Source organism: Streptomyces sp. NPDC047081 (genome assembly GCF_040643775.1).
GTDB lineage: Bacteria > Actinomycetota > Actinomycetes > Streptomycetales > Streptomycetaceae > Streptomyces.
The window spans coordinates 1-23,706 of the sequence record NZ_JBEYUY010000059.1; the positions used below are offsets into that span (position 1 = coordinate 1).

The 23,706-nt window shown below is 69.1% G+C and carries 23 protein-coding genes, 1 tRNA gene and 4 pseudogenes; 15 read left to right on the plus strand and 13 right to left on the minus strand.

Going from position 1 to position 23,706, the window contains the following annotated elements:
• Nucleotides 1–94, minus strand: a pseudogene (locus ABZ848_RS48745) (GntR family transcriptional regulator); the annotation flags it as partial.
• Between ABZ848_RS48745 and ABZ848_RS48750 the strand changes: the two are divergent.
• From ABZ848_RS48750 to ABZ848_RS48785, 8 genes and pseudogenes are all read left to right on the plus strand, one after another.
• Nucleotides 91–474 (plus strand): annotated as a pseudogene (locus tag ABZ848_RS48750) (FHA domain-containing protein); the annotation flags it as partial. The pseudogenes ABZ848_RS48745 and ABZ848_RS48750 overlap by 4 nt on opposite strands.
• A gap of 10 nt (nt 475–484) precedes the next feature.
• Nucleotides 485–997 carry an FHA domain-containing protein gene (locus tag ABZ848_RS48755; RefSeq protein WP_242768489.1) on the plus strand — a complete coding sequence of 171 codons (513 nt, stop codon included), beginning with the start codon at nt 485–487 and terminating at the stop codon, nt 995–997.
• A gap of 129 nt (nt 998–1,126) precedes the next feature.
• Nucleotides 1,127–2,683 (plus strand): Stp1/IreP family PP2C-type Ser/Thr phosphatase, encoded by a 1,557-nt coding sequence (locus tag ABZ848_RS48760; RefSeq protein WP_360843389.1) that lies wholly within the window; start codon nt 1,127–1,129, stop codon nt 2,681–2,683.
• Between the two features lie 27 nt (nt 2,684–2,710).
• Entirely contained in the window at nt 2,711–4,153 is a 1,443-nt protein-coding gene (locus ABZ848_RS48765; RefSeq protein WP_360843391.1) for an FtsW/RodA/SpoVE family cell cycle protein, read from the plus strand.
• Nucleotides 4,150–5,637, plus strand: coding sequence for a penicillin-binding protein 2 (locus ABZ848_RS48770; protein WP_360843393.1), 1,488 nt, complete (start codon nt 4,150–4,152; stop codon nt 5,635–5,637). The genes ABZ848_RS48765 and ABZ848_RS48770 overlap by 4 nt, the downstream gene beginning before the upstream one ends.
• Before the next feature lie 169 nt (nt 5,638–5,806).
• Nucleotides 5,807–7,786 carry a Stk1 family PASTA domain-containing Ser/Thr kinase gene (gene pknB, locus ABZ848_RS48775; protein WP_360843396.1) on the plus strand — a complete coding sequence of 660 codons (1,980 nt, stop codon included), beginning with the start codon at nt 5,807–5,809 and terminating at the stop codon, nt 7,784–7,786.
• A gap of 142 nt (nt 7,787–7,928) precedes the next feature.
• Nucleotides 7,929–8,060 (plus strand): hypothetical protein, encoded by a 132-nt coding sequence (locus ABZ848_RS48780; RefSeq protein WP_360843399.1) that lies wholly within the window; start codon nt 7,929–7,931, stop codon nt 8,058–8,060.
• A gap of 81 nt (nt 8,061–8,141) precedes the next feature.
• On the plus strand, nt 8,142–8,636 hold the full coding sequence (locus ABZ848_RS48785; RefSeq protein WP_360843402.1) for a hypothetical protein: 495 nt from the start codon (nt 8,142–8,144) through the stop codon (nt 8,634–8,636).
• Between the two features lie 101 nt (nt 8,637–8,737).
• Here ABZ848_RS48785 and ABZ848_RS48790 read toward each other — a convergent pair whose 3' ends face one another.
• From ABZ848_RS48790 to ABZ848_RS48815, 6 genes and pseudogenes are all read right to left on the minus strand, one after another.
• Nucleotides 8,738–9,502, minus strand: a complete 765-nt coding sequence (locus tag ABZ848_RS48790; RefSeq protein ID WP_360843438.1) for a class E sortase — start codon at nt 9,500–9,502, stop codon at nt 8,738–8,740.
• A 15-nt stretch (nt 9,503–9,517) separates the two neighbouring features.
• Nucleotides 9,518–10,672, minus strand: a complete 1,155-nt coding sequence (locus tag ABZ848_RS48795; RefSeq protein WP_360843405.1) for a class E sortase — start codon at nt 10,670–10,672, stop codon at nt 9,518–9,520.
• Nucleotides 10,669–11,307 carry an aminodeoxychorismate/anthranilate synthase component II gene (locus ABZ848_RS48800; protein ID WP_360843408.1) on the minus strand — a complete coding sequence of 213 codons (639 nt, stop codon included), beginning with the start codon at nt 11,305–11,307 and terminating at the stop codon, nt 10,669–10,671. The genes ABZ848_RS48795 and ABZ848_RS48800 overlap by 4 nt, the downstream gene beginning before the upstream one ends.
• Nucleotides 11,304–11,502 (minus strand): annotated as a pseudogene (locus ABZ848_RS48805) (hypothetical protein). The gene ABZ848_RS48800 and the pseudogene ABZ848_RS48805 overlap by 4 nt, the downstream one beginning before the upstream one ends.
• Nucleotides 11,503–11,519: 17 nt before the next feature.
• Nucleotides 11,520–12,206: a class E sortase gene (locus ABZ848_RS48810; protein ID WP_360843411.1), complete on the minus strand. Its 687-nt coding sequence runs from the start codon at nt 12,204–12,206 to the stop codon at nt 11,520–11,522.
• Between the two features lie 34 nt (nt 12,207–12,240).
• Nucleotides 12,241–13,020, minus strand: coding sequence for a DUF881 domain-containing protein (locus ABZ848_RS48815; protein WP_360843414.1), 780 nt, complete (start codon nt 13,018–13,020; stop codon nt 12,241–12,243).
• Nucleotides 13,021–13,162: 142 nt separating this feature from the next.
• Here ABZ848_RS48815 and crgA point away from each other — a divergent pair, with 142 nt between their 5' ends.
• The gene (crgA, locus tag ABZ848_RS48820; protein WP_030939008.1) at nt 13,163–13,417 is read left to right on the plus strand and encodes a cell division protein CrgA; all 255 of its coding nucleotides are present in this window, start codon (nt 13,163–13,165) and stop codon (nt 13,415–13,417) included.
• A gap of 279 nt (nt 13,418–13,696) precedes the next feature.
• On the opposite strand, the gene ABZ848_RS48825 is transcribed toward crgA, so the two are convergent.
• Both ABZ848_RS48825 and ABZ848_RS48830 read right to left on the minus strand, forming a co-directional pair.
• Nucleotides 13,697–14,584, minus strand: coding sequence for a rhomboid family intramembrane serine protease (locus tag ABZ848_RS48825; RefSeq protein WP_360843417.1), 888 nt, complete (start codon nt 14,582–14,584; stop codon nt 13,697–13,699).
• Between the two features lie 129 nt (nt 14,585–14,713).
• Nucleotides 14,714–15,247 carry a peptidylprolyl isomerase gene (locus ABZ848_RS48830; RefSeq protein WP_360843420.1) on the minus strand — a complete coding sequence of 178 codons (534 nt, stop codon included), beginning with the start codon at nt 15,245–15,247 and terminating at the stop codon, nt 14,714–14,716.
• 251 nt (nt 15,248–15,498) lie between these two features.
• Here ABZ848_RS48830 and ABZ848_RS48835 point away from each other — a divergent pair, with 251 nt between their 5' ends.
• Complete coding sequence (locus ABZ848_RS48835; protein ID WP_360843421.1) at nt 15,499–16,203, plus strand: DUF5324 family protein; 705 nt, start codon at nt 15,499–15,501, stop codon at nt 16,201–16,203.
• A gap of 294 nt (nt 16,204–16,497) precedes the next feature.
• On the opposite strand, the gene ABZ848_RS48840 is transcribed toward ABZ848_RS48835, so the two are convergent.
• A tRNA-Ala gene (locus tag ABZ848_RS48840) sits at nt 16,498–16,570 on the minus strand.
• Nucleotides 16,571–16,752: 182 nt separating this feature from the next.
• Here ABZ848_RS48840 and ABZ848_RS48845 point away from each other — a divergent pair.
• Both ABZ848_RS48845 and ABZ848_RS48850 read left to right on the plus strand, forming a co-directional pair.
• On the plus strand, nt 16,753–17,301 hold the full coding sequence (locus ABZ848_RS48845) for a DNA-binding protein (RefSeq protein ID WP_242768458.1): 549 nt from the start codon (nt 16,753–16,755) through the stop codon (nt 17,299–17,301).
• A gap of 137 nt (nt 17,302–17,438) precedes the next feature.
• Entirely contained in the window at nt 17,439–19,433 is a 1,995-nt protein-coding gene (locus ABZ848_RS48850) for a serine/threonine-protein kinase (protein ID WP_360843425.1), read from the plus strand.
• Nucleotides 19,434–19,499: 66 nt separating this feature from the next.
• On the opposite strand, the gene ABZ848_RS48855 is transcribed toward ABZ848_RS48850, so the two are convergent.
• Together ABZ848_RS48855 and ABZ848_RS48860 are read right to left on the minus strand one after the other, a co-directional pair.
• Nucleotides 19,500–20,846, minus strand: coding sequence for a hypothetical protein (locus ABZ848_RS48855; protein WP_360843428.1), 1,347 nt, complete (start codon nt 20,844–20,846; stop codon nt 19,500–19,502).
• Between the two features lie 165 nt (nt 20,847–21,011).
• The gene (locus ABZ848_RS48860) at nt 21,012–21,140 is read right to left on the minus strand and encodes a DLW-39 family protein (RefSeq protein ID WP_003999697.1); all 129 of its coding nucleotides are present in this window, start codon (nt 21,138–21,140) and stop codon (nt 21,012–21,014) included.
• 292 nt (nt 21,141–21,432) lie between these two features.
• Here ABZ848_RS48860 and ABZ848_RS48865 point away from each other — a divergent pair, with 292 nt between their 5' ends.
• Both ABZ848_RS48865 and ABZ848_RS48870 read left to right on the plus strand, forming a co-directional pair.
• A complete protein-coding gene (locus ABZ848_RS48865) occupies nt 21,433–21,798 on the plus strand; it encodes a DUF6344 domain-containing protein (RefSeq protein ID WP_360843431.1) in 366 nt (121 codons plus the stop codon).
• Nucleotides 21,799–21,928: 130 nt separating this feature from the next.
• Complete coding sequence (locus ABZ848_RS48870; RefSeq protein ID WP_360843433.1) at nt 21,929–22,681, plus strand: glycosyltransferase; 753 nt, start codon at nt 21,929–21,931, stop codon at nt 22,679–22,681.
• Here the strand turns inward: ABZ848_RS48870 and ABZ848_RS48875 are convergent.
• A complete protein-coding gene (locus tag ABZ848_RS48875; RefSeq protein WP_360843435.1) occupies nt 22,669–23,172 on the minus strand; it encodes a hypothetical protein in 504 nt (167 codons plus the stop codon). The two genes, ABZ848_RS48870 and ABZ848_RS48875, sit on opposite strands and share 13 nt — an antisense overlap.
• A 158-nt stretch (nt 23,173–23,330) precedes the next feature.
• On the opposite strand from ABZ848_RS48875, the pseudogene ABZ848_RS48880 reads away from it, so the two are divergent.
• Nucleotides 23,331–23,706, plus strand: a pseudogene (locus ABZ848_RS48880) (hypothetical protein); the annotation flags it as partial.

Below are 23,706 nucleotides of genomic sequence, written 5' to 3' on the forward strand. Positions count from 1 at the left end.
CGGGCTTGATGCCGAGGCGCTCGGCGACCATGCCGCCGGCCTCGGTCTGCTCGCTGCGGGACTCCCAGGTGCCGCGGGCCGCGCCGTCGGCCTGCGATGCCCGCCGCACCGCCGCCCGGCGGCCGTCCCGGTGCCGCGTCGTACGGCCAGCGGGCCGGCGGCGGCCCGGTCGGCGCGCCGCCGCCCGGCTCGCGCACCCGCCACTGGATCGAGATCAACGGCACCCGCCATCAGATCTCCCGCGCAACGCTGGTGCTGGGCCGCAGCACCGAAGCCGACGTGCGGATCGACGACCCCGGCGTATCCCGCCGGCACTGTGAGATCCGGACCGGAACGCCCTCGACGATCCAGGATCTCGGGTCCACCAACGGCATCGTGGTGGACGGGCAGCACACCACCCGCGCTACGCTCCGCGACGGCTCGCGGATCGTCGTGGGCAGCACCACCATCATTTACCGGCAAGCCGAAGGGTGAAGCGGGGGCAATGTCAGAGCTGACCCTCACGGTCATGCGGCTGGGTTTCCTGGCCGTACTGTGGCTGTTCGTGATCGTGGCCGTGCAGGTCATCCGCAGCGACCTGTTCGGTACGCGCGTCACCCAGCGCGGGTCCAGGCGAGAGGCCGGGCGCCAGCAGCAGCCCGCCCGGCAGCAGGCGGCACCCCCGCCCCAGCGCCAGCAGGCCGGCGGCCGCCAGCGCCGTAACGCCCCCTCGAAGCTCGTCGTGAGCGAGGGCACGCTCACCGGCACCACCGTCGCGCTCCAGGGCCAGACGATCACCCTGGGCCGGGCGCACGACAGCACGATCGTGCTGGACGACGACTACGCCTCCAGCCGCCATGCCAGGATCTACCCGGACCGCGACGGACAGTGGATCGTCGAGGACCTTGGCTCCACCAACGGCACGTACCTCGACCGGAGCCGGCTGACGACCCCCACGCCGATTCCGCTGGGCGCGCCGATCCGCATCGGCAAGACAGTCATCGAGTTGCGGAAGTAGTGCTACATCAATGAAAAGGCGCGAGCGGAGCGAGCACGCAGCGGCGGCCCCCACCACGGGCCCCGGCGCGCTCCCGACCGGAGGGTGGGCACCGTGCGGATGTACCCGGAGCCGACGGGCGAGGTGCGCATGAGTCTGTCACTGCGCTTCGCCGCCGGATCGCACAAAGGCATGATCCGGGAGGGCAACGAGGACTCCGGATACGCCGGCCCGCGCCTGCTCGCGATCGCCGACGGCATGGGCGGCGCCGCCGCCGGTGAGGTCGCCTCCTCCGAGGCGATCTCCACGATCGTCGCGCTCGACGAGGACGTGCCCGGCTCCGACATCCTCACCTCCCTCGGCACCGCGGTGCAGCGCGCCAACGACCAGCTGCGCGCGATGGTCGAGGAGGACCCGCAGCTGGAGGGCATGGGCACCACGCTCACCGCCCTGCTGTGGACCGGCCAGCGCCTCGGCCTCGTCCACGTCGGCGACTCGCGCGCGTACCTGCTGCGCGACGGCGTCCTCACCCAGATCACGCAGGACCACACCTGGGTGCAGCGCCTCGTCGACGAGGGCCGCATCACCGAGGAAGAGGCCACCACCCACCCCCAACGCTCCCTGCTCATGCGGGCGTTGGGCAGCGGCGAGCACGTCGAGCCCGACCTCTCCATCCGCGAGGTCCGCGCCGGCGACCGCTACCTGATCTGCTCCGACGGCCTCTCCGGCGTCGTCTCGCACCAGACGCTCGAAGACACCCTCGCCAGCTACCAGGGCCCGCAGGAGACCGTGCAGGAGCTGATCCAGCTCGCGCTGCGCGGCGGCGGCCCCGACAACATCACGGTCATCATCGCCGACGTCCTGGACCTGGACACCGGGGACACCCTCGCCGGGCAGCTCTCCGACACCCCGGTCGTGGTCGGCGCGGTCGCCGAGAACCAGAACCACCTGCACCACGACCCCGGCATCATGCAGACGCCCGCGGGCCGCGCCTCCCACCTCGGCCGGCAGGTGCCGGGCCAGGGCGGGGGCGGCGAGTTCGGCCCGCCCGGCTCCGGCGACACCACCGGATACATCCCGGCGGGCGGCTTCGCCGACTACAGCGACGAGGACTTCGTCAAGCCCCGCAAGGGCCGCAAGTGGCTGAAGAGATCCCTCTACGGCGCCCTCGCGCTCGCCGTCATCGGCGGCGGGCTGTACGGCGGTTACCGCTGGACCCAGACGCAGTACTACGTCGGCACCAACGACTCCCACGTCGCCCTGTACCGCGGCATCAGCCAGGACCTGGCCTGGGTCTCGCTCTCGAAGGTGGAGAAGGACCACCCCGAGATCGAACTCAAGTACCTGCCGCCGTACCAGCAGAAGCAGGTCAAGAACACCATCGCCGAGGGCGGCCTCAAGGACGCCCAGACGAAGATCGGCGAGCTGGCCGTGCAGGCGTCCGCGTGCAAGAAGCAGGCCGAGCGGCAGGCGGCGGAGAGCAAGACCAACTCCAAGACCGGTCAGGGCCAGGCCGGCGGCACCACGGGAACCACCAGCACCTCCCTCACGTCAAAGGCCACGTCGTCACCGACACCGTCCTCGACGCCGTCGAAGCCGGCCACGTCCCCGACCCCGAACCCGTCCGCGACCACCGCCACTCCCAGCCCCGGCCCCAGCCTCTCGGAGGAAGAGCAGAAGGTCGTCTCGATGTGCGGTAAGCAGTAGGCAAGCCGTGAGAGGCCCCGTCACACGATGAGCAGTACTACCAACACACCGACGCACCACACGTCCACGATCGGCGCCATCGGCGCCCCGAGCCGCCGCAACACCGAGCTGGCGCTCCTGCTGTTCGCCGTGGTCATCCCGGTCTTCGCGTACGCCAACGTGGGGCTGGCCATCGACGACAAGGTGCCGGCCGGCCTGCTGAGCTACGGACTCGGCCTCGGCCTGCTCGCGGGCGTCGGCCACCTCGCCGTACGGAAGTTCGCCCCGTACGCCGACCCGCTGCTGCTGCCCCTGGCCACGCTCCTCAACGGCCTCGGGCTCGTCGTGATCTGGCGGCTCGACCAGTCGAAGCTGCTGCAGTCGCTGCCCAACTACTTCACGGCAGCGCCCCGCCAGCTGCTCTACACCGCACTGGGCATCGCCCTGTTCGTGGTCGTGCTGATCTTCCTCAAGGACCACCGCGTCCTGCAGCGCTACACGTACATCTCCATGTTCGGCGCGCTGGTTCTGCTCATCCTGCCGCTGGTGCCCGGCCTCGGCGCCAACATCTACGGCGCCAAGATCTGGATCCGCGTCCCCGGCCTCGGCTCCCTGCAGCCCGGTGAGTTCGCGAAGATCGCCCTCGCCGTCTTCTTCGCCGGCTACCTGATGGTCAAGCGCGACGCCCTGGCCCTCGCCAGCCGCCGCTTCATGGGCCTGTACCTGCCGCGCGGCCGCGACCTCGGACCCATCCTGGTCGTCTGGCTGATGTCGATCCTCATCCTGGTCTTCGAGACCGACCTGGGTACCTCGCTGCTGTTCTTCGGAATGTTCGTCATCATGCTGTACGTCGCCACCGAGCGGACCAGCTGGATCGTCTTCGGTCTGCTGATGTCCGCGGCCGGCGCGGTCGGCGTGGCCAGCTTCGAACCGCACGTCCAGCAGCGTGTGCAGGCCTGGCTCGACCCGATGAAGGAGTACACGCTCAGCCAGAAGGGCGTCGTCGGCCACTCCGAGCAGTCGATGCAGGCCCTGTGGGCCTTCGGCTCCGGCGGCACCCTCGGCACCGGCCTCGGCCAGGGCCACTCCGACCTCATCCGGTTCGCCGCCAACTCCGACTTCATCCTCGCCACCTTCGGCGAGGAGCTGGGCCTGGCCGGCATCATGGCGATCCTGCTGATCTACGGCCTGATCGTGGAGCGCGGCGTACGCACCGCCCTCGCCGCCCGCGACCCCTTCGGCAAGCTGCTCGCCATCGGCCTATCCGGCGCCTTCGCCCTCCAGGTCTTCGTCGTGGCCGGCGGTGTCATGGGGCTCATCCCGCTGACCGGTATGACCATGCCGTTCATGGCGTACGGCGGTTCCTCCGTGCTGGCCAACTGGGCGCTGATCGGCATCCTGATCAGAATCAGCGACACCGCCCGGCGCCCGGCGCCCGCCCCCGCCATCAACCCCGACGCCGAGATGACCCAGGTGGTCCGCCCGTCATGAACAAGCCCCTGCGCAGGATCGCGATCTTCTGCGGCCTCCTGGTCCTCACCCTGCTCATCCGTGACAACTGGCTCCAGTACGTCAAGGCCGACAGCCTCAAGGACGACCCCAAGAACCGCCGGGTCACCATCGCGCGCTACTCCACCCCGCGCGGCGACATCATCGTCGACGGCGACCCGATCACCGGCTCCACCAAGACCAGCAAGAGCGGTCTCAACGACCTCGAGTACAAGCGGACGTACAAGAACGGCCCCATGTGGGCGCCGGTCACCGGCTACGCCTCGCAGGCCTTCGGCGCCAACCAGCTGGAGTCCATCGAGGACGGCATCCTCACCGGCACCGACGACCGGCTGTTCTTCCGCAACACCCTCGACATGATCACGGGCAAGCAGAAGCAGGGCGGCAACGTCGTCACCACGCTCAACGCGGCCGCGCAGAAGGCGGCGTACGACGGTCTGAAGAAGCAGGGCGGCAAGGGCGCGGTCGCCGCGATCGACCCGTCCACCGGCAAGATCCTGGCGCTGGCCTCGTACCCCTCGTACGACCCCTCGACCTTCGCCGGCAACTCCACGTCGACGGACTCCAAGGCCTGGACCGCGCTGCAGAAGAAGAACAACGCCTCCGACCCGATGCTCAACCGGGCGCTGCGCGAGACCTACCCGCCGGGCTCCACCTTCAAGGTGGTCACCGCCGCGGCCGCGCTGGAGAACGGGCTGTACACCAACGCCGACGAGGCCACGGACTCGCCGCTGCCGTACATCATGAAGGGCACCACGACCGAGCTGAAGAACGAGGGCAACATCCCCTGCAAGAACGCGACGCTGCGGATCGCGCTGCGGTACTCCTGCAACACCGTCTTCGGCAAGATCGGCTCCGACCTCGGCAACGACAAGATGCTCGCCGAGGCGAAGAAGTTCGGCTTCGACTCCGAGCAGTTCACGCCGGTCCGCTCCAGCGCCTCGGTCTTCTCGGACGACATGAACTCCTCGCAGACCGCGCTGTCCTCGATCGGCCAGTTCAACACCGCCGCGACCCCGCTGCAGATGGCCATGGTCGCCTCCGCGGTCGCCAACAACGGCAAGCTGATGAAGCCGTACATGGTCGACAAGCTCCAGTCGTCGAACCTTGACACCATCTCGCAGACCGAGCCCGAGGAGCTGAGCCAGCCCCTCTCCGCGAAGAACGCGCAGATCCTGCAGTCGATGATGGAGACCGTCGTCAAGGAGGGCACCGGCACGAAGGCCCAGATCGACGGCGTGACGGTGGGCGGCAAGACCGGTACCGCCCAGCACGGTGTGGAGAACAGCGAGAACCCGTACGCCTGGTTCATCTCCTACGCCAAGCTCCCCGACGGCAGCTCGCCGGTCGCCGTCGCCACGGTGATCGAGGACGACAACGCCAACCGTGACGACATCTCCGGTGGTGGTCTCGCCGCCCCGATCGCGAAGAGCGTGATGGAGGCGGTCATCAACTCCAAGAAGTGACCCCGCTCACGTCGCCTTCACATCGGTGCACGTTGCGATACCGGTCCTGTATCGGGTGACGCACTTGGCCAGGTCACACAAAGCCAGACGGGTACGGTAGGCCCGGACGGCAGCCGCCGACCGCACACCCGTGTCGGTCGGGACCGACTGAGAGGGCTGGTAGGAAGCTATGGAAGAGCCGCGTCGCCTCGGCGGCCGGTACGAGCTGGGCCAGGTGCTCGGCCGCGGTGGCATGGCGGAGGTCTACCTCGCCATGGACACGCGGCTCGGTCGCACCGTGGCGGTGAAGACGCTGCGCGCGGACCTCGCGCGCGACCCTTCCTTCCAGGCCCGGTTCCGCCGGGAGGCCCAGTCGGCCGCCTCGCTCAACCATCCCGCGATCGTCGCGGTCTACGACACGGGCGAGGACTACATCGACGGGGTCTCGATCCCGTACATCGTCATGGAGTACGTCGACGGCTCCACGCTCCGTGAGCTGCTCCACTCCGGCCGCAAGCTCCTGCCCGAGCGCGCGATGGAGATGACCATCGGCATCCTCCAGGGCCTGGAGTACGCCCACCGCAGCGGCATCGTGCACCGTGACATCAAGCCGGCGAACGTCATGCTGACGCGCAACGGCCAGGTCAAGGTGATGGACTTCGGCATCGCCCGCGCCATGGGCGACTCCGGCATGACCATGACGCAGACCGCGGCGGTCATCGGCACGGCCCAGTACCTCTCGCCGGAGCAGGCGAAGGGCGAGCAGGTCGACGCCCGCTCCGACCTGTACTCGACGGGCTGCCTGCTGTACGAGCTGCTGACGGTACGGCCGCCGTTCGTCGGCGACTCCCCGGTCGCGGTCGCCTACCAGCACGTCCGGGAGGAGCCGCAGCCGCCGAGCGTCTTCGACGGCGAGATCACGCCCGAGATGGACGCGATCGTCCTGAAGGCCCTCACCAAGGACCCGAACTACCGCTACCAGTCCGCCGACGAGATGCGCATGGACATCGAGGCCTGCCTCGACGGCCAGCCCGTCGCGGCCACGGCAGCGATGGGATCGGTCGGTTACGGCGGCTACCCCGACGACCAGCCGACGACGGCCCTGCGCTCCGCGGACGCCGGCGCCACGTCGATGCTCCCGCCGATGAACCCGGACGACGGCGGCTTCGGTTACGACGACCGCCCCGACCGGCGGCGCCAGAAGAAGTCCAACACCTCGACGATCCTGCTGATCGTGGCGGGTGTCCTGGTGCTGGTGGGCGCGATCCTGATCGGCAAGTGGGCGTTCAGCGGGAACAACGCCGGCAACGACACGGTGAGCGTGCCGAACCTCGTCGGCCAGTCCCAGACCGACGCCACGAACCAGCTGAAGAACATCGACCTCAAGGTCGGCACGGTCAAGAAGCAGCCCTGCGAGGCCCAGACCAAGGGCAACGTCTGCTCCCAGGACCCGAAGTCGGGCACCCTCAAGAAGGGCGAGTCGGTCAACCTCGTCGTCTCGACCGGCGCCCCGAAGGTGGCCGTCCCGAACGTCACAGGCAAGACCCTCGACGAGGCGACGCAGATCCTGGAGGGCGACGACTACAAGTTCGTCGTCAAGACGAAGACCGAGGAGTCCACGACGGAGGACCCGAACACGGTCCTCGCCCAGGACCCGAAGCTCGGCAAGGAAGTCGAGAAGGGCTCCACGATCACCCTGACCGTCGCCAAGGCCCCGGAGACCGTCGCCGTCCCCGACGTCAGCGGCCAGAGCTGTGACGACGCCAAGTCCGCGCTCGAGGACGTCGGCCTGACCGGCAACTGCGTCGACACTCCCACCACCGACGACAACCAGGTCGACAAGGTCATCTCGACCACGCCGACGATCGGCACCTCGGTCAAGAAGAACTCGTCGGTCCAGCTCAACGTGGGCAAGAAGCAGGACACCACGGTCCAGGTCCCGAACATCCAGGGCCAGACCCTCAAGAACGCCAAGCAGGCGCTCCAGCAGGCGGGTCTGCAGGTCGGCAACATCAACGGCTCCCAGGACGACAACGCCATCGTCCTCACCTCGGACCCGAGCCAGGGCAGCACGGTCAACCAGGGCACCACGGTCAACCTGACGACCATCCAGAACGGCAACGGCAACAACAACGGCGGCACCAACTTCTTCGGCGGCACGACCGGCTGACCGCCACCGCCCTCAACACGACGAGCCCCGGGCCCTGTCCACAGGACCCGGGGCTCTCGCATGCGACCGAGTTGATCCGACGAGGTGAGGTGCCTGAGCTCTGCCCTCCCACACGGCCACTCCACGACTGGAAGGGCAGAACGTGATCAACGAATCGGCGCTGCTGGAATCGAAGAGCCTGCGCGACAGCGTGCTGGAACGCACGGACGTACTCGACAGGGTCAAGGAGCTGTCGCTGCTGTCGGACGGGATGCATGTGACGACCGCGATGTGACTTCTCTGGTACATGACAGGTTCGGAACTGACTTCCTTCAAGGAACTCAGTGGAATCCAGTCGCGCACAAGGTCCCTCGCCTTGTTCTCCCGCCGAGCTGTCCTCAACATCGCCATGCTGCTCCGCGACAGCGAAGTAGCACGTCAGATCCGTGTGTACCTCCTCGACATGGAGTACCTGGCCCGTACCCAGCCTGTGGAAAACTCCGTCCACAGCAAGGCCGTCTCCCTCGACGACCGCATCGACCAACGCATCACCCATATCCTCGGCAAGACAGTCGTGCCGATGCACCACGAACGCCTGAAGCGGCTCGAAGGGGTACGAGACGACCGGCCCGCCATCGGAGTCATGGCCGCCATGGATGCCATGCACGGCCGCACCTTCGAGCAGCACGTCGCCAAACTACTCATCGGGTCGGCGAAGGTTCTCTACAGCGCGGACGTAGCCCTGTTCGTGGCAACGTGCCCCTTCACCCCGGACGCGCTGCGCCTGGCCGCCGAGACCGGGATCACCGCCGTACACCGTGGAGTGCTGGAGGAGTGGGCCGCCGGTGAGCCGTTGAAGATCCTGGAGTAGGCACGGCCTGACGCAAGGAGGCCCGAAGCTGCAAGAGCAAGTTGCGGCTTCGGGCCTCGGTCATGCTAAGCGACTGAGCTCCTTCAAGGAGCTCAGTCACCTCACCGCAACTCCTTCGGCGGCGTCCGCTCGCTGTCCACCTTCTCCACCCGGACCAACTCCCCCCACACCACGTACCGATACCGGCTCGTGTACACCGGCGTGCACGTCGTCAGGGTGATGTAGTGGCCCGCCTTCGTCTTGCCCGACTCCTTCGGGATCTGGGCGAGGACCTTGACGTTGTACTTCGAGGTCTCGTCCAGGACGGCGTAGACCTTGTAGACGTACCACTTGTCCTTCGTCTCGAAGACGATCGGGTCGCCCTTCTTGAGCTTGTCGATGTTGTGGAACTTCGCGCCGTGGCCGTCCCGGTGCGCGGCGAGGGTGAAGTTGCCCTTCTTGCCGGTCATCGGGAGCGTCGCCTTGGCGGGGTCGATGTAGTAGCCGGCGACGCCGTCGTTGAGGACCTTGGTCGACGTGCCCTTCTCGACCAGCACCTCGCCGTTCTTCATGGCGGGGACGTGCAGGAAGCCGATGCCGTTCTTGGTGTCCAGCGCACCGGGGCCGGTGTCCTGGTCCTGCTGGGCCCAGCTGTCGCGGACCTTGTCGGCCTGCTTGTCCGCCTTGCGGTCGGCGACGACGTTCGTCCACCACAGCGAGTAGACGACGAACAGACCGAGGATCAGGCCCGCCGTGATGAGGAGTTCACCGAAGAAGCTGACCGCCATGGCGATACGGCCGGGGCGGCGCCGGGCATCGGACGGCACGGATTCCCCGCTTTCCCCCGTGTGCTCTTCGTGCTGCGTGTCGTCGGCGGTCGCTGCCACGTTCTTCATCTGCCTCTAGTTGACGAGCGCATCCGGCTTGCCCTTGCTGCGCGGCCGTTCCTCGACCATCTTGCCCCAGACGATCAGCCGGTACTTGCTGGTGAACTCCGGCGTGCAGGTGGTGAGCGTGATGTACCGGCCGGCCGTGGTGAAACCGGACCCCTTCGGGATCGGGTCGATCACGCTCGTGTTGCTGGGCGAGGTCACCGGCAGCGTCGACGTCATCTTGTAGACGTAGTAGTCGTCCTGCGTCTCCACGACGACCTCGTCGCCCGGCTTGAGCCGGTTGATGTACCGGAACGGCTCGCCGTGCGTGTTGCGGTGCCCCGCGAGCGCGAAGTTCCCGGTCTTTGCCGACGGCATCGCCGTCTTCAGCGCACCCTCGCTGTAGTGGCCGACCATGCCCTTGTCGAGCACCTTCTTGTTGCTGACGCCCTCGGCGATCGGCACGACCACGTCCAGCTTGGGGATGTGGAGGATCGCGAAACCCTGCCCGGGCTCGAACTCGCCCGGCGCGCGCTTCCCGCTCGCCCAGTCCTGCTGGAGGCTGTTGGCCTCCTTGTCCGCCTGCGCGTGCGCCCGGACGTTCGTCCACCACAGCTGGTAGGAGACGAACAGCAGCATCAGCACACCGGTGGTGATGAACACCTCACCGATCGCCCGGCTCACCAGAACACCCGCGCTGGGCTTGCGCGCACGGGCCTGCCGGCGCGCCTCGACCCGGGAGAGCGGCGCGTCGGACGACGCCGGGGTGTCCTCCGTCTCCTGCCGCGCGGCCCCATGACGCCCGTGACGGGCCTTGGCAGCCTTTCTACGGGCCGCTCGGCCGCCCGTAGGGGTTCCGGTGGCGGATGTGACTGCTGAGGCGGCAGACGGCCGTATGGACTCGCCGGGCGGCGGATCGGGGATCCGCAGCGCCACCGTCTCCTCGTCGATGGGCGGCAGATACTGCGGCTGATCCTGATACTGCGGCTGATCCTGATACTGCGGCTGATCCTGATACTGCGGCTGATCCTGATACTGCGGCTGATCCTGATGCTCCGGCTGCTGCTGATACGCCTGTTGCCCGATCGACCAGTCCTCGTACGCACCCGGCGATGCCTCGTACACCTCGTACGACTCCTGCCCGTACGAGGCGTCGGACTCGCGCTCGGGGCGCAGTGCGGTCACGCCGTGGCCCTGCCCACCACCGGGGCGAGCCCCGCCGACCTCGCCACCGCGCCCTCGTAACCGCACTCCACCAGCCAGTTGGCGAGCATCCGGTGCCCGTGCTCGGTCAGCACCGACTCGGGGTGGAACTGCACGCCCTCGACCGGGAGTTCACGATGGCGCAGGCCCATGATGATCCCGTCGTGCGTGCGCGCCGTCACCTCAAGCTCGGCCGGGACCGTCTCCGGCTCGGCGGCCAGCGAGTGGTAGCGGGTCGCGGTGAAGGGCGAGGGCAGACCCGCGAACACACCCCTGCCCTCGTGCTCGACCAGCGAGGTCTTGCCGTGCAGCAGCTCCGGCGCACGGTCCACCACACCGCCGTACGCCACCTGCATCGACTGCATGCCGAGGCAGACGCCGAAGACGGGGACACCGGTGGCCGCGCAGTGGCGGACCATCTCGATGCAGACGCCGGCCTCCTCGGGCGTGCCCGGCCCCGGCGACAGCAGTACGCCGTCGAAACCGTCCTGCGCATGGGAGGTGGACACCTCGTCGTTGCGCAGCACCTCGCACTCGGCGCCCAGCTGGTACAGGTACTGGACCAGGTTGAAGACGAAGCTGTCGTAGTTGTCCACGACGAGAATGCGCGCGCTCACTGGTTGTCCACCGTCACATCGTTGAAGGGCAGCAGCGGTTCGGCCCACGGGAAGACGTACTGGAACAGGACGTAGACCACGATCATGACAAGCGCGAGCGACAGCAGCGCCTTGATCCACGCGTTCCCCGGCAGATGCCGCCAGATCCAGCCGTACATGCCGTCCCTTCCGTTCCACCCACGGCACCAGACTCACGCCGTACCCGCACCAGACTAACGGCGCAGCGCCGCCGGTTTGCCTTCGTCCACAGGCTGTGTGGAGTCCAGGTGAGCCCACACGATCAACCTGTGACTGTGCCCCCACTCCGGATCGCACGTGGTCAGCGTGAGATATCGGCCCGGCTGTGTATACCCCGACTTACGTGGCACAGGGTCGATCACCTCAACGTCCGTGGGCACGGTTTTGTAGGGGCCTTTGTCGATCCGATACGTGAACCACGTCGTCCCGTCGGTCAGCACCACCGCGTCCCCGGGCCGCAGCTTCGGGAAATCCACGAAGGGATCGCCGTACGTCCGCCGGTGCCCCGCGACCGCGAAGTTGCCCACCTGCCCGAGCTGCGCGGTGTCCGCGTAGTGCCCGAGCCCCTTCTTCAGGGTGTTCACGGCGGTGTTCTCAAGGACGGGCTTGTTCCACGTGAAACCAAGCCGCGGGATGTACATGATCGCGAACGGCTTGCCCTGCGCGTACGGCGCCGGCTCCTTCGGAGCCGCCGAGCTCCCGGCCGTCGACTTGGGCTGCGCGGTCTGCTTCGACCACTGGTCGTGCAGGACGTCGATCTGGTGGTTCATCGCACCGTCCGCCCGCACCCCGGTCCAGAACAGCACGTACACGACGAAGAGGCAGATCAGAGCGCCGACCGTGATGCACAGCTCGCTGACGGTCCTGACGACGACGCGCACCGGCGGCTCCCGGACGGCTCAGGTCGATCCACGTTCATTGCACGGGCTGGGCGTAGTGCAGATCCACTGTGCCCGAGTAGCCGGGCAGAGTCACCGTCCCGTCCTGGGTGACTTTCCAGCCGAGCCCGTAGACATTCACGTAGACCATGTAGTTCTGGATGGCCTTCGAATCCGACAGCGCCCGGTTCAGCTTGTCGGGGTCCCCGACCGCCGTGATCTTGTACGGCGGCGAGTAGACCCGGCCCTGGAGGATCAGGGTGTTGCCCACGCAGCGCACGGCGCTGGTGGAGATCAGCCGCTGGTCCATGACCTTGATGCCCTTGGCGCCGCCCTGCCACAGGGCGTTCACCACGGCCTGCAGGTCCTGCTGGTGGATGACCAGGTAGTCGGGCTGCGGCTCGGGATAGCCGGGCAGCTTGGCGGTGGCGTTCGGCGGGGCGTCGTTGAGGGTGACGGTGATCGCCGTGCCCTTCACCTGCTGGGTGCCGGCCTTCTTCTCCAGAGCGGCGAGCTTCTCGTCCTGCGCCTTGGTAGAGCCGTCGTCCCGCTCGGCCAGCGCCTCGACGTCCCGGCGCAGCGAGGCACTGGAGTCGTCCAGCTCCTTGTTCTTGCGACTGCGCTCCTGGATGAGGTCGGAAAGCTTCAGCAAGGACGTGTCCGTGCGGATATTGGTGCCCTTGGCCGTATTGAAACTGGTGAAGAAAATGAGCCCCGCGAGGGCGAAGACGGCCACCGTGAGGATCCGCACGGGCCGGAAACGGCGTCCCCCGGCAGGACTGGATCCGGCCTGGGGGGAGTCGGCAGAATTGCTCAACGTACCCTTATCTCCTTCGGCACCGCGGAAGCACTACGCTAACGGACGCCCGGGGGAGCGCTAAGAGTCCCCTTGTACGCTGCCCCGGAGCCAGCCACAGTTCCCTGCGCGGCCACGCAGCGCATCGACAGGAGAGACCCTCGTGCCGAAGTCACGTATCCGCAAGAAGGCCGACTACACGCCGCCGCCGGCGAAGCAGGCGACCAGCATCAAGCTGAACAGCCGCGCCTGGGTCGCACCCGTGATGCTGGCCATGTTCCTCATCGGGTTGGCCTGGATCGTGGTCTTCTACGTGACCGACGGTTCGCTGCCCATCGACGCACTGGACAACTGGAACATCGTGGTCGGTTTCGGCTTCATCGCCGCCGGATTCGGTGTCTCCACGCAGTGGAAGTAGCGGTCGAAGGACCGGCCACGGGCAGGTGAACTCAGCTCTGCCCACGGCTATCCGCTGAGTTATCCACAGCCTGGAGAAAAATCCACAGTCCCTGGGGAAAAGAACGACGATCTGTGGATAACCCACAGCCGGTTGACGCCGATACGACTGTCACACCCATCTTCGCAAGCCTGTTCGCCCCCTGCCTGACCTGCGCAAACTCCGGTCGGTGACAGGGGGCACAGCTGTTCCCGCACATCATGCACAAGATTCGCCACCCGCTGTGGACAACCGGGTACGTCAGGTGAGCTGGGCCGTCCTGACCAGGGTCAGCACCACCACCACGACCAGAACGAGCGCGCAGGTCCCGTACTGCACGAGGGCGCGGCGCTCGCGGGGGGCGTGGACCATCGCGTAGCCGGTGATGACGCCGGCGACCAGGCCGCCGATGTGGGCCTGCCAGGCGATGTTGCTCCAGCCGAAGGTGAAGATGAGGTTGATCACCAGCAGGGCGATGACCGGCCGCATGTCGTAGCGCAGGCGGCGCATCAGTACCGCGGTGGCACCGAAGAGGCCGAAGATCGCGCCGGAGGCGCCCAGTGAGGGCTGGTTGGGGGCGGCGAGCAGGTAGGTCAGGGCACTGCCCGCCAGTCCCGAGACGAAGTAGAGCGCGGTGTAGCGGGCGCGGCCGAGGGCCGCTTCGAGCGGGCCGCCGATCCACCACAGGCTGAGCATGTTGAAGATGATGTGGATCGGGCTGGCGTGCAGGAACATCGCGGTCAGGAGCCGGTAGTACTGTCCCTCGGCGATGCCCTCGTAGGGCGGCAGACCGCTGGAGGAGGCCTTGCCGAGCAGCTCGAAGTGGTTGGTGAAGCTGTCGCCGACGGAGAGCTGGACGAGGTAGACGGCGATGCAGGCGCCGATGAGGAGCTTGGTGATCAGGCGCGGGTCCGCTGTGATGCTGCCGCCGGCGATCGTGCGGGGGCGTGCGGCGGCCGGAGGGTGGCCCGTGCCGGAGTCGCCGCGGGCGCATTCGGGGCATTGGAAGCCGACGGAGGCGTTGACCATGCACTCGGGGCAGATCGGGCGCTCGCAGCGGGTGCAGCGGATGCCGGTCTCGCGGTCCGGGTGGCGGTAGCAGCCGGGCAGGCTCTGGGCGTCCTGCGAGCTGCCTGCCGCGTGGTCCATGGCGTCCCCTTGGTCGTCGTGCGGGTGCCGTGACGAAAAGCACCGCCCCGCCCATCTTTACGGATGAGCGGGGCGTTTGGTTCCTGCTGTGCGGGCACTCGGTCCCTGGCGGGCCGGGTCTCGCCGCGGTCAGCCCTCGCGGGTCTCCACGACGACCGACTCGATGACCACGTCCTTGACCGGGCGGTCGGTGCGCGGGTTGGTCTGGGTCGTGGCGATGGCGTCGATGACCTTCTGGCTGGCCGCGTCGGTGACCTCGCCGAAGATGGTGTGCTTGCGGTTCAGCCATGTCGTCGGGGCGACGGTGAGGAAGAACTGCGAGCCGTTGGTGCCCGGACCGGCGTTGGCCATGGCCAGCAGGTAGGGCTTGTTGAAGGAGAGGTCCGGGTGGAACTCGTCCTCGAACTGGTAGCCGGGGCCGCCGGTGCCGTTGCCCAGCGGGTCGCCGCCCTGAATCATGAAGCCGCTGATCACCCGGTGGAAGACCGTGCCGTCGTAGAGCCTGTCCGTGGACTTCTGACCCGTGGCCGGGTTGATCCACTCCCGCTCGCCATTGGCGAGCTCGACAAAGTTCCGGACCGTCTTGGGCGCGTGGTTCGGCAGAAGCCGGACTTCGATGTCGCCATTGTTGGTCTTCAGGGTGGCGTAAAGCTGCTCAGCCACGATCTGCCTTCCGTTGTCTTCCTGTGACCCCCCGATCCTCGCACGGGTTCGCGGAAATCCGGCCTTGTACCCCCGGGTACCGGAGCGCCGGGCGGCGATCCGTGGCATTGTCGACGACAAGCTCTCGTTGCCCCGTATTCATCCTCATGACCCGGATGCCCGCCCTCACATGCCTGGGGACCTGTTGGCAGGCATGATCCGTAAAAGGGTGGAAAGTCGAATTACCGTACGCCACCGAGGAGGAGGAACCCGTGACCCGCATCGACAGCGTGCGCGCCGCGACCGGTTCGGCGAAGGACAGCGTGCTGCACGCCGCGGACGTGGTGGCGCCCTACGCCGAGACGGCCAAGGACAGGACCGCGCACTACGCACACGAGGCACGCGTACGGCTCGCGCCGAAGGTGTCGCAGGCCGCCGGTCAGGCCCGCGTCCAGTACGACGCTCTTGTCGTACCGCGGCTGGAGCAGGCCCGTACCCATGTGCCGCCGAAGGTCGACCAGGCCGCCCACGAGGCCGCCGTCCGCACGCGCAAGGCGGCCCGGCAGGCAGCCGAATATTCCCGGCCGAGGATCGAGCAGGCGGTGGCCGCGGCCGGCCCGATGAAGGACGAGGCCGCCGCGCGTGGTGTCGCGGCGCTTGCGGCGCTACGCGGCCAGGTCTCGCCGAAGGAGATCCAGAAGCTGACCCGTAAGCACGAGCGGCGGGCGCGGGCGGGCAGGGCGGCGAAGGTGCTGCTGGTGCTCGGCGCGCTCGCGGGCGGCGCTTTCGCCGCCTGGAAGTGGTGGGACAAGCAGGCGAACCCGGACTGGCTGGTCGAGCCGCCTGCCGCCACGGAGGTTCCGGAGTCGAACCGGCTGTCGTCGGTGGACGGCAGCGGTCAGTCGGTGCTCGACCCGGAGGTCCAGGCCAAGGAGGCCGAGGAGGCCGCCAAGGGCAAGGGTGAGGAAGGCCGTTGACCTGAGCCCAGGCTGGTCCGAACTGCGCTGTGGGGCGGGAGACTTGAGGGTCTCCCGCCCCACAGCGATGTTTCACGTGGAACATCGGTGATGTTTACACGATCTCCACATGATGACGTTTGCAACGGCCCGTGTCCGTATTCGCCCCGCGCGACCTGCACGGCAGTCCCGCACGACGGGATCACTCCCACGAATTTGCGCAAACAAGTGCAACGACCCGGCATCCGCGCCCGTGACCCACGTCACACAAAAGACCCCTCCGACCGGTTCTCTCAGGTCGGAGGGGTTCCGTTGTGGAGCCTAGGGGAGTCGAACCCCTGACATCTGCCATGCAAAGACAGCGCTCTACCAACTGAGCTAAGGCCCCTCGCATGAAGCGTCCGCACGGATCAACCAGACCCCGGCGGGCGTCGCTGACCAGAGTACCGGGTCCTCCCCGGGATCTCGCAAAAAGATTGGGGGTCCCCGCAGGCGACCACTCTCCGTAAGATGCTCGGCGTGGTTCGCTGTCGCGAACCACAGTACTTGGGGAAGCGATGGGGAGACGCAATGGACGCCGCACAGCAGGAAGCGACCGCAAGAGCGCGGGAACTGCAGCGGAACTGGTACGGGGAGCCGCTGGGGGCGCTCTTCCGTAAGCTCATCGACGATCTTGGCCTCAACCAGGCTCGTCTCGCGGGGGTACTGGGCCTGTCCGCTCCGATGCTGTCGCAGCTGATGAGCGGTCAGCGGGCGAAGATCGGCAACCCGGCGGTGGTCCAGCGGGTGCAGCTGCTGCAGGACCTGGCGGGGCAGGTCGCGGACGGCAGCGTCAGCGCGGCCGAGGCCACCGACCGGATGGAGGAGATCAAGAAGTCGCAGGGGGGATCCGTGCTCAGCAACACCACGACCACGACGAGCAGTTCGGGCGCGCCGACGGTCAAGCGGGTGGTCCGGGAGATCCAGTCGCTGCTGCGTTCCGTGGCCGCGGCGGGCGACATCATCGACGCCGCGGACACTCTCGCCCCGACCCATCCGGAACTGGCAGAGTTCCTCCGGGTGTACGGCGCCGGCCGCACCTCCGACGCGGTGGCGCACTACCAGTCCCACCAGAACTGAAGCCGCGGCCCGGTTCACCGAAGGGGGTTCGGCGGCCGGGCCCGGTCCGAGTGTGCGTGGGGGACGAGGGGGAGTCGTATCGCTCATCGCGGGGGAAGCAAGGGGGGTAGCCGAAGGGGGAGGAGCGACGCACTGCCATGGGTGAGGTCTTCGCCGGCCGGTACGAACTGGTCGACCCGATCGGACGCGGCGGTGTCGGCGCGGTCTGGCGCGCCTGGGACCACCGGCGCCGCCGGTACGTGGCCGCCAAGGTGCTCCAGCAGCGGGACGCCCACTCCCTGCTGCGGTTCGTCCGTGAGCAGGCGCTGCGGATCGACCACCCCCATGTGCTCGCGCCGGCCAGCTGGGCGGCCGACGACGACCAGGTCCTGTTCACGATGGACCTGGTCGCCGGCGGCTCGCTGGTCCATCTGGTCGGCGACTACGGTCCCCTGCCACCGGCCTACGTCTGCACGCTGCTCGACCAGCTGCTGTCGGGGCTGTCCGCGGTGCACGGGGAAGGCGTCGTGCACCGGGACATCAAGCCGGCCAACCTGCTGCTGGAGGCCACCGGTACGGGTCGGCCGCGGCTTCGGCTGTCCGACTTCGGGATCGCCATGCGGCTGGGCGAACCGCGGCTGACGGAGACCAACCTCGTGGTGGGGACGCCCGGTTATCTCGCGCCGGAACAGATGATGGGCGCGGAACCGGACTTCCCGGCGGACCTGTTCGCCGTGGGTCTGGTCGCGCTGTACCTCCTGGAGGGCGCCAAGCCCGATGCCAAGGCGCTGATCCAGTACTTCGCGGCGCACGGGACGCCGAGTGCACCCACGGGGATTCCCGAGCCGCTGTGGCAGGTCGTGGCGACGCTGCTGCAGCCGGATCCGGTGGCGCGGTTCCGCACGGCCACGGGGGCGCGCAAGGCGCTGGCCGCGGCGGCGGAACTCCTGCCGGAGCCGGGCCCCGACGACGAGCTGATCGAGATCTTCGACCAACTCGGCCCACTGCCACCGGGCTTCGCCACGACGGGGCCGCTGAAGCGGGCGCCGGGGGTGGAGGTACGGGGTGGGACGGGGACGGCTTCGGGCGACCACGCGGGCAAGGGCGCGGGAACAGCTTCGGGCGACCACGCGGGCACAGGTGCGGGAACAGCTTCTGGCACCGGCTCGGGAACAGGCTCGGGCCCGGATTGGGGCATGGGCGCCGGCATCGGCGCAGGGGTAAGTCCGGGCGTGGATTCGGGGGCTGGCACCGGCGCGGGGACGGGCTCGGCCATGTATTCGGGGCCGGATTCGGGAGCTGGCGCCGACGCGCGGACAGGCTCGGCCTTCGATTCGGGCACGGGCACCGGCTCGGGCTCGGGCCCAGGAACCAGCTCGGGCGCGGGAACCGGCTCGAACATAGGCGCGGGAACCGGCTCTGGTGCAGGCACGGGGACAGCTCCGGGCACGGGATCGGGGCCGGGCTCGAATGCGGGCCCGGGCGCCGATTCGAGTAGGCCCGCAGCCGCAGACGCGGGCGCAGGCACCGGCTTCCCCGGAGCGCGAACCGGCACCGGCTCGTCCATGAATCCCGTACCGCCGACCGATCCCCGCCAAGCCACCGCCCCCCGACCAGAGCCATCGCGCCCCCCGCAGCCGCCGAGCATGTCGGACACCGGCAGCTTCCACCTGCCGCCCCCGGAGGCCACCACCTCCTCCTCCCGAACTGCCGCTCCCCAGCCCCCGCAGCCACAACACCGGCCCGACCCACAGCGCCACGCACAGGCCGAGGCACAACGCCAGGCGCAAGCACAGGTACAGGCACAAGCACAGCCGCTTCCCCAGCCCCCCTACACCCCGAACGGCGCCCAACAGCACACCCCCGCCTACGTCTCCCCCCACGACCCCACGCACGTCCTGCCCTCCCCCCGCCCCTGGGCCCAGGCACCGCACCTACGCGACGACGCCTCTACTGCTTCGTACACCGCCCAGGACCCGCAGGTTCCACCTCCCGCGCAGGAATTCGCGCCGGACCTCGCGCCCCGCGACCGCCGCGCCACCCACCGAGCGCGCCGACGCCCCGGCGGCCCACCGGCCAAGGTCGCGATCCCCCTCCTGCTGCTGGCCCTGGCCTGCTACGCCGTGGGCTTCTGGGCGCTGACCCACATCTGAAACCGCACGCCGCCGCCCGCAGAAATCACCCAGCGCCGCCCCCAGCGCCCCAGCAGCCCGCTCCCCTTACACGGCCCCGGCCCGCCGCCGACCCACCACCGTCCACACCCCCAGCACCACCAGCACCACCGTGCCCGCCCCGAGGCCGCCCACCGCGAGGGCCTCCATCGTGGTGTCGTCGCTCCCGGTGTCGCCCTGCGCCGCCGCCCGCCGATCTGCCGCCGTGATGGTGAAGAGGTCCCCCGGGACGGGCTGTCCCGCATACCCCGGCCCCTCCTGCGCCGTACCCGACACCCGCACACGCAGCGTCAGGTCGAACGGCCCGTCGCCGAAGTCGTCCGCCACCCCGGCTGACAGGTGGACCGCCAGGTAGTATGAGCCGGCGAACCGCATGCCGTTGACCTTGGTGTTGTTGCGGGCGTACCGGTTGGCGTAGGCGACGGGAGGCAGCGGGGCGAGGGAGGCCGACTGCTGGGTGCCGTCGTAGCCCGTGTTGGCATCGGCGACCTCGGCGCGGACCGGGTTGTAGAGGCTCACGTTCAGCGCGTCGACGGCATAACCGGCACCACCGGCCCCCGCACCACCGGCACCCCCACCGCCCAGATCCACCGTGGCCGACAGCCTGCGCCCCCAGTCGACCGGCACCCGGTAGTACAGCGTCTGCCCGGGTGAGATGCCGGTGCGCCAGACGCCCTGGTCGATGGATGCCGCCCGGGAGAACCCCGCGCCCCCGGAACGGCTTCGCGCCTCCCCCGTGAGCGGCTCCGGCGAGGCGGAGTCCCAGGCGCCGGGCGCACTCGTCGCTCCGGTCCGGGTCAGGGCCGGCTCGGTCGCGGTGGTGAGCTCCAGGTCCCACGTGCCGGCCGCGGAGTCCGCCGTACCGACGCGCTCGACGACCACGTAGTACGCGCCGCTGCCCGTGCACAGGGGGGTCGGCGGGGAGGTCGTACGGGCGCCCCAGGCCGTGAGGGGGCGCGGGCTGCCGGAGGAGCCGAAGTTGGCGCTCTCGTAGGAGCAGGGGTGGCTGTCGGCGTTCTGTACGGACACCCTGATGCCGTCGCTCACGGTGAGCTTGCCGCCGCCCGCGCGCGGGACGGCGGTGACGGAGACGTAGGCGTTGGAGGATTCGTCGAGGTCCAGGCGGTAGTAGAGCTTCGCGGCCTTGGGGAGGGAGCTGCGGTAGCTCTTGCCGGCGTCGAGCGGCCGGGCGTCTGCGGTGCCGGTCGCTCCGTCGACGGACGTCGCGTCCGCCGCGAAGGCGTACGAGGTGTCCGCCGTGCCGACCGCCGAGGCCGACCAGGAGACCGGCGCCGTCGCCGCCCACAGCAGCACCGCGACGGCCGTCCCGCGCCCCCACGCCGTACGCCGCCCCATCACGCGCCACCCCTCGTCGTCGCCCGGATCGTGGCCCATCCTGCCCCGCGGGGGCTCGGCTCATCCGCGTATCGGAGGGGAGCGTCCGAAACGCCCGGGTCCGCTACCGCCCCGGCGGCAGTCGCGCAACCGGGAACGGCCGGAGAAACGCAGAACCCCGACCGTGCGGACGGCCGGGGTCTCTTCAGAATCGGATGTCGGTACTCACGAACCCGTGGGCACGGAGTCAGTCGCCTCCGTCCACAGATCCTGCTCGGCGCGATCCGCCTGGATCTGGCGGTACACGAGGAGCCCGCCGATGGCGGCCAGTGCGACCAGGAGAAGCTTCTTCACCGCGCGACCTCGTCTTTCCTTGACGTAGGGGACCTCTGGCGCCCGACTATACACACCGACCGATACCGATCGGTGACCTGTGTGGAGCCCCAACTCCCGCCCCGGACAACGCAGTCGAAGCGGAAGCAGTTACTCCAAACTATCCCTTTGGCGGCATTCTCCGCACCTTGCACCCATCCGGGTGGTGTTCATCTGAAGATCGACGCGCCATGGGCGTCGGTCCCACACTTCGCCGCCTCCATACACATCATGAGGAAAGTACGCAAATCGCCCAACCCGAAAGTGAGGGGCCATGGCCCAGAACCAGGTCATGAAGCTGTGGACCGCCATCGTCACCGCCCTCCTCGCGCTGTGCACGGCGCTCGGACTCGTCACGGCGACCGCCGCCGCGGCCGTAACGCAGACCGAGGCGAGCGGCAACAGCACGAGCGGCACCGCACGACACCTGACGATGCCTACGCCGTCCGGGTCCTGGTACTGGTCCTGCGTCCGCGATCTGCCCCCCACGATGAAGCAGCGCATCCGCGCCGAGGCCCACGGCAAGTCCCCCAGCTGCCGCAACCGCCCCGCCGGCGACTCGGAAGCCACCACGGACACGGCCCTGAACACGGCCACCGACACCGACCTGACCGAGCCGGCCGCTCCCCTGCAGCGCTGAGCCCCTCCGCGCCATACCCCGACGCAACCGACGTAACGGCGAACTTGCGTACCCGACCGTCTGCGCGCAGGACCCCCGGCCCCCACGGGCCGGGGGTTTTCGCGTTCGGGCACGGTCGTAGCCTGGCGCCATGACCGGGCGCATCATCATCGTCACCGCCGTGCACGCCCCGTCGGCCGGCTTCCTGGAGGACGCGTACAAGTCCTTGTGCGCGCAGGAGCTGCCCGCCGGATGGGAGTGGCGATGGGTGATCCAGGAGGACGGGACGACGGATCGCGTACGTCCGTACGTCCCCGACGACGAGCGGGTGACCTTCCGGCAGGGGCGGGCCGGCGGCCCCGGTGTCGCCCGCACGATCGCGCTCGCGCACACGGAGGGCGCGTACGTGAAGGTCCTGGACGCCGACGATCAGCTGGTGGAAGGGGCGCTGGCGCGTGACCTGGCGGTTCTCGAGGCCGATCCCGACATCGGGTGGGCCACCTCACGCGTCCTGGACCTCTTACCGGACGGCTCCACCGTCGGTTTCCCCGACGATCCCGACGAGGGCCCCATCGAGCGCGGAACCGTCCTCGACGCCTGGAAGGCGAACGGCTTCCTCGCCCCCGTGCACCCCGCGACCCTTTTCGTACGACGCGACCTGCTGCTGGCGCTCGGCGGCTGGATGGCGCTGCCGGCCTCCGAGGACACCGGGCTGCTGCTGGCGCTCAGCTCCGTGAGCCGGGGCTGGTTCTCCCGGGAGGTGGGGCTGCTCTACCGGAAGTGGGAGGGGCAGGTGACCGGCCACGCGGCGCACACGGCCACGGCCGAGCGCGAGGCGCGCATGGCGGTGGTGGAGGAGCGCGCCCGGGCGCTGGCCGCACTGGGCCGGCGCTATCCGGCCTGATCCGCCGCCTTCGTCCCCTGCGTCACCCCGCTCGCCGTGGCCAGCCACTGGGCGACCCTGCGGACCGTCGTCTCGTCCAGGCTCTCGACAAGCGCTTCTACGGCCGTCAAGTCGTCCGGTGTGAGGTCGTAGAGGCCCGCCTTGGTCAGGCCCGCCAGGAGTACCTGCCGACGACGGCCGTCCATGCGTTGCGTGTGGGTGCTGGGCGCCTTGGGAGCATCGGTGGCAGCCGCGGGCACGGGCGCGGCAGCAGGCGGGGCCGCTGCGGTGTCGTACCGCTGCCACCCGCCGTCCTTCGGGCCCCACAGGCTGATCGCCGGATCGCCGCCACGCGCGCGTACCGTGTGCGCCATCTCGCCGAGCGCGTACTGCACCGGGGAGCGGTGGGGCGACTCCGCACACACCCGCCAGGAGGCCGAGGACAGCTGGTAGACCATGGCGACCCAGCGCGGATCTCCTTGCGGCTGCGGACTCTCGGGACGCGTCTCCACAGGAATCACCCCTTCGGAAGCGGCACGGCAAAGGGACCATAACTGACGACCCGTCAGATAACCAGGCCGCATCTCGGCCTTGCGGCCAGGCCCTGTTCTCTTCGAGCCCGCCGTGCCACCCTGCCCCCGGCCGGGACACGGAGGAGGAGGCGTTGGGGATGAGCGGAGTCGAAGAGGTGGGCGCGGTCACCTCGGCGCAGGCGCCGTCGGCACAGGAGCTGCGGGAAACACACGGCACGCGCGCGCGTAGTGCGTACGACCGTGCCGTCGCCGCCTGCCGGTACGCCGGGGTCGACGAGTCCGCCGCCGAGCTCGTGCCGACCAGCCCCGTGGGCCGCGCGGCGAACGCGCTGCGGCTGTCCGCCCGTTCCATCGAGGCCCTCGGCACCGGCACCCCCGACCCCGCTGCGGACGCCCGCTGTGCCCGTAACGCCGCCGCCACGGCCGCCCTGGCAGCGCAGCTGGCCGGGGCGCGGGACGACGGCGAAGGCTCCCCGGAGGCGTTGCGTGCCGCCCTCGCCGCGTCCCGGGCCG